General features: G+C 70.8%; 5 protein-coding genes. 2 read left to right on the plus strand and 3 right to left on the minus strand.

The window, feature by feature from the left end; all coding sequences use genetic code 11:
• Both IJH84_RS29320 and IJH84_RS16775 read right to left on the minus strand, forming a co-directional pair.
• A partial coding sequence (locus IJH84_RS29320; RefSeq protein ID WP_367269040.1) for an NAD-dependent epimerase/dehydratase family protein occupies positions 1-147 on the minus strand: 147 nt, incomplete at its 3' end.
• Positions 148-209: 62 nt separating this feature from the next.
• Positions 210-1058: an alpha/beta hydrolase gene (locus tag IJH84_RS16775; RefSeq protein ID WP_200072440.1), complete on the minus strand. Its 849-nt coding sequence runs from the start codon at positions 1056-1058 to the stop codon at positions 210-212.
• Positions 1059-1336: 278 nt separating this feature from the next.
• On the opposite strand from IJH84_RS16775, the gene IJH84_RS16780 reads away from it, so the two are divergent.
• The gene (locus IJH84_RS16780; RefSeq protein WP_295146058.1) at positions 1337-2518 is read left to right on the plus strand and encodes a macrolide family glycosyltransferase; all 1182 of its coding nucleotides are present in this window, start codon (positions 1337-1339) and stop codon (positions 2516-2518) included.
• Between the two features lie 284 nt (positions 2519-2802).
• Here IJH84_RS16780 and IJH84_RS16785 read toward each other — a convergent pair whose 3' ends face one another.
• Positions 2803-3135: a helix-turn-helix domain-containing protein gene (locus IJH84_RS16785; protein ID WP_295146060.1), complete on the minus strand. Its 333-nt coding sequence runs from the start codon at positions 3133-3135 to the stop codon at positions 2803-2805.
• A gap of 177 nt (positions 3136-3312) precedes the next feature.
• Between IJH84_RS16785 and IJH84_RS16790 the strand changes: the two genes are divergently transcribed.
• On the plus strand, positions 3313-4416 hold a 1104-nt coding region (locus IJH84_RS16790; RefSeq protein ID WP_295146062.1), incomplete at its 3' end, for an NADH:flavin oxidoreductase.

A 4416-nucleotide genomic window follows, 5' to 3' on the forward strand; every position in this document is an offset into this window, starting at 1 on the left:
GTCGGTGCGCAAGTGCGCCACCGGTAGCCACGGGTGCGGTTCGTGCCTGCCGCGGTGCACCAGCAGCACCTCGTCCCCCCGCGCGTGCAGCCGCTCGGCCACCCGGCGGCCGAGGAACCGCGTGCCGCCCAGCACCAGAACTCGCATGGAACCGACCCTGCCACGGCACGCGCGCGCACCGGCGGGCGTTCACCGATGGCACAACGGGCTCAGCCGGTGGTGGCCGGTTCCGCGACGCGGGAGGTCAAAAAGCTCAGCAGGTCCCGCTCGAACGCGTCCCGGTACGACCCCGCCAGCCCGTGCGGCGCCCCGGAATACACCTGCAACGTCGCATGCGGGATCAACTGGGCGGACTTGTTCGCCGCGGCCTGGATCGGCACGATCTGGTCGTCGTCGCCGTGCGCGACCAGCGTGGGCATCTCGAAGCGGCGCAGATCGTCGGTGAAGTCGGTCTCGGAGAACGCCGCCACGCACTCCAGCGCCGCGTTGATCGCGACCTGCATCCCCATCAGCCAGAACGCGCTGCGCGCCCCGTGGGTGATCGTCGAACCCGCCCGGTCGGCGCCGTAGAAGGACGCGGAGAAGTCCCAGAGGAACTGCGAACGGTCCCCGCGCACGCTCTTGCGGATGTCGTCGAAGACCTCCATCGGCGTGCCCTCCGGGTTGTTCGGCGTGCGCAGCATCAGCGGCGGCACCGCACCCAGCAGCACCGCCTTGGCCACCCGGGAACCGCCGTGCCTGCCGATGTAGCGGGCGATCTCGCCGCCGCCGGTGGAATGCCCGACCAGCACCGCTTCCCGCAGATCCAGCGAGTCCAGCAGCGCGGAGAGATCGTCGGCGTAGGTGTCCATGTCGTGGCCGCGCCACGGCTGCCCGGAACGCCCGTGCCCGCGCCGGTCGTGCGCGATGGCGCGGAATCCGTGCGAGGCGACCAGGTTCAGCTGCTCGTCCCACGCGTCAGCGTTGAGCGGCCAGCCGTGGCTGAACACGACCGGCGGACCGGCTCCCCAGTCCTTGTAGAAGATGCCGGTTCCGTCGCGGGTGGTGATCATCGGCATGGTCGGAGTCCTTCCTGCCTCGGGCGTCCGCAGGCGAACGTCTCGCCTGCGCCACCGGGCGTTCCCGCCGCGGCCGGGTGGTGACTCGGGACTTTGTGCCCGAACTGGTTCCGTCGCTGCGATCAGGACCCCGTCGAGAGGGCAGCTCCGCGCGTGCGTCGAGTGCCGCAGCGCGATCGTGAGCATCGCCGCAAAACCGGGTCGCGGACACACCGCGTCCCGCGCGGCGGGCAGAATCACGGCAGGGCAGTCCCGCATCGACAGCGCGAAGGGGAGTCGTGAAAAAGCACATCGCCATGGTCTCGGTCCCGGCCCACGGGCACATCAACCCGACGCTGCCGCTGGTCGACGAACTCACCCGGCGCGGGCACCGAGTCAGCTACGCCACCGGCGAGAGCATGCTGGAGACCGTCGAGGCCGCCGGTGCCGCGCCGGTGCGGATGCCCGCGCAGATGCCGGACGTCTCGCAGGTGCAGAACCGCGCGATGTCGATCGAGACGCTGCTGTCGATGATGAGCTTCATGCGCGACCAGGTCACCGACGCGTTCCCGGTGCTTCAGGAGCACTTCCGCGCCGACCCGCCGGAGGTGATCTGCACCGACATGATGAGCGTGGTCGGGCGGATGCTCGCCGACAAGCTCGGCACCCGCGACGTGGCGCTGCTGCCCAGCTTCGCGGCCAACGAGCACTTCGACATGCACGACCGGATGGCCCAGCACGTCGACTTCACCGATCCGCGGGTGCAGCAGAGCCAGCAGGAGTTCGCCGCGCTGGGCGAGCGCTTCGGGGTCCGCACCGAGCTGATGTCGATGCGCAGCGAACCCGCGCCGGTGAACCTGGTGTTCCTGCCGAACCGCCTGCAACCGGCCGCCGAAACCTTCGACGAGCGCTACCACTTCATCGGCCCCTGCCTGGGCCGCCGCGCCGAGCAGGACTACCACCCGGCCGACGAGCAGGCCCCGCTGCTGTTCGTCTCGCTGGGCACCGCGTTCAACCACCGCCCGGACTTCTACCGGCTGTGCCTGGAGGCGTTCGCCGACAGCCGCTGGCAGGTGGCGATGTCCATCGGCGGCACCGTCGAGGCCTCCGAGCTGGGCACCATCCCCGGCAACATCGACATCCGCCCGTCGTTCCCGCAGCCCGTGGTGCTGCGGCGCGCTTCGGCGTTCATCACGCACAACGGGATGGGCTCGACGATGGAGGCGCTGTACTACGGGGTGCCGCAGCTCGGGCTGCCGCAAATGCCCGAGCAGGAGGCCAACGCCGACCGCGTCGCCGAACTCGGCCTCGGCAAGCGCCTGGACGAGAACCTGCTCGACGCCGACCGGCTGCGGGCGGCCGTCGAGCAGATCGCCGCCGACGAGCAGGTCCGCGACAACCTCGCCGAGATGCGCGAACACGTGCGCGGCGCGGGCGGCCCGATCGCGGGAGCCGACATCATCGAAAACCAGGCCGTCTGAGGGCCTTGTCGGCACAGCAGGTCCAGCCGTGACCTGCCCGGGCGAGGTCACCGGCGATGCAGGCGCCCGGTGCCGGCCGACAGCGAGCACGACTGCGCCGGTCGGCCGGTTCGCCGCGTTCGCGCTGTCGAACATGGCGCGATCCGGTGGGCCCTCGGCGCTGCCGATCGAGAACGGATCAGCGAGATCGTTGATGCCGGTATCGCGCGTGTGAACTCGTCTGTTGCTGAGCCGAGGTCGTGCGTTCGGGGCAGCCTGCCGGGGCGTCTCAGCGCCCGGCAGCGCTACTCGGCTGCGAGCACGGCAGTCAGCAGGCCGGGGAAGTGTCGTTGCAGCTCGGCGGTGCGCAGTTCGCTGTAGCGCGCCGTGCCCTCGTCGTACTGGGCGATGATGCCGCTGTCGCGCAGCACTTTGAAGTGGTGCGTCGAGGTCGACTTGGACACGGTGAGCCCGAAAGCCCCGCAGCTCATCGGCTGCTCCGCGCGCGCCAGCGCGCGGACGATCTCCAGCCGGACCGGTTCGCCGAGCGCGCGCAGCACCTGATCCACCCGGACCTCGCCCAGATCCGGACGGGGCAGCATCTTTCGAGTGCCGCGCTGGTGCCGCGTGGTGACCATGCCCACATTGTACGACGGAATTCGTACAAGCGGTCCCGTCGTTGCGCGGTTGGTACGACAGCGATCGTACAACTCGGCGCGGCCAGCGCGTTTTGCCGAACTGAAGCGAACGATGCCCAGTCCGCGCCTGCTCCGCAGCACAGCCCCGAACCTCCCGGGAAGGAGACAGCAGGCGGTATGTCGACCAGCACCCGTGCGCGGCTGTTCGAGCCTTACCAGCTCGGCAGCGTCGAACTGCGCAACCGCACCGCGCTGGCCCCCATGACGCGGGTGAACGCAGCACCGGACGGCACGGTCTCCGACCGCATCCGGGAGTACTACCGCATCTTCGCGGCCGGCGGGTTCGCCGCGCTGATCACCGAGGGGCTCTACATCGACACCGCGCACAGCGCCGGCTACTTCGGCCAGCCCGGCATCGCCACCGACGCGCACGTGCAGTCGTGGCGCCCGGTCACCGAGGCCGTGCGCGGCGAGGGGTCGACCATCATCGCCCAGCTCATGCATGCCGGACCGCAGGTCCAGGGCAACGCATTCGGACTGGGGCCGCTCGGCCCCACCGACAAGCCCGCGCGCGGCGAACAGCTGCCGTTCTACCGCGGGTCCGGGCCTTTCCCCGCCCCGTCCGCGATGACCATCGCCGACATCGGCGAGGTCCGCCAGGCCTTCGTCGACTCGGCGCTGCGCGCCCGCGAGGCCGGCTTCGACGGCGTGGAGCTGCACGGCGCCAACGGCTACCTCCTGGACGCGTTCCTCACCGACTACCTCAACGACCGCGACGACGAGTACGGCGGCTCGCCGCGCAACCGGGTGCGACTCACCGCCGAGATCTGCCGGGCCGTCCGCGAGGCCGTGGGCGCGGACTTCGTCGTCGGCGTGCGAATCTCGCAGGGCAAGGTCAGCGACTCCGCGCACAAGTGGGCCGGCGGAGCCGACGAGGCCGAGGCGATCTTTACCGAGCTGGACGGGGCCGGGCTCGACTACGTCCACACCACCGAGCACATCGCCTCGGCACCGGCGTTCGCCGACGATCCGCGGCCGCTGGCGGCGCTGGCCGGCCAGTTCACCGACGCCACCGTCATCGCCAACGGCCACCTCGACACCCCCGACGAAGCGGGCGTCCTGCTCGAGCAGGGCCCGGCCGACCTCGTCGCGCTCGGACAGTCGGGGCTGGCCAACCGCAACTGGCCGGAGCGGGTGCGCGCCGGCGCACCGCTCGACGACCGATTCGTCCCACTCGACGGCGGGCTCGCCGACGTCGAGGACTGGGAACTCGACGCGGAA

It is taken from the genome of Saccharopolyspora sp., assembly GCF_017434145.1.
Taxonomy (GTDB): Bacteria; Actinomycetota; Actinomycetes; order Mycobacteriales; family Pseudonocardiaceae; genus Saccharopolyspora_C; species Saccharopolyspora_C galaxeae.

Coding starts and splice junctions, on each gene's coding strand:
- IJH84_RS16775 (WP_200072440.1), bottom strand. CDS start 1,058: ATGCCGATGATCACCACCCGCGACGGAACCGGCATCTTCTACAAGGAC.
- IJH84_RS16785 (WP_295146060.1), bottom strand. CDS start 3,135: ATGGTCACCACGCGGCACCAGCGCGGCACTCGAAAGATGCTGCCCCGT.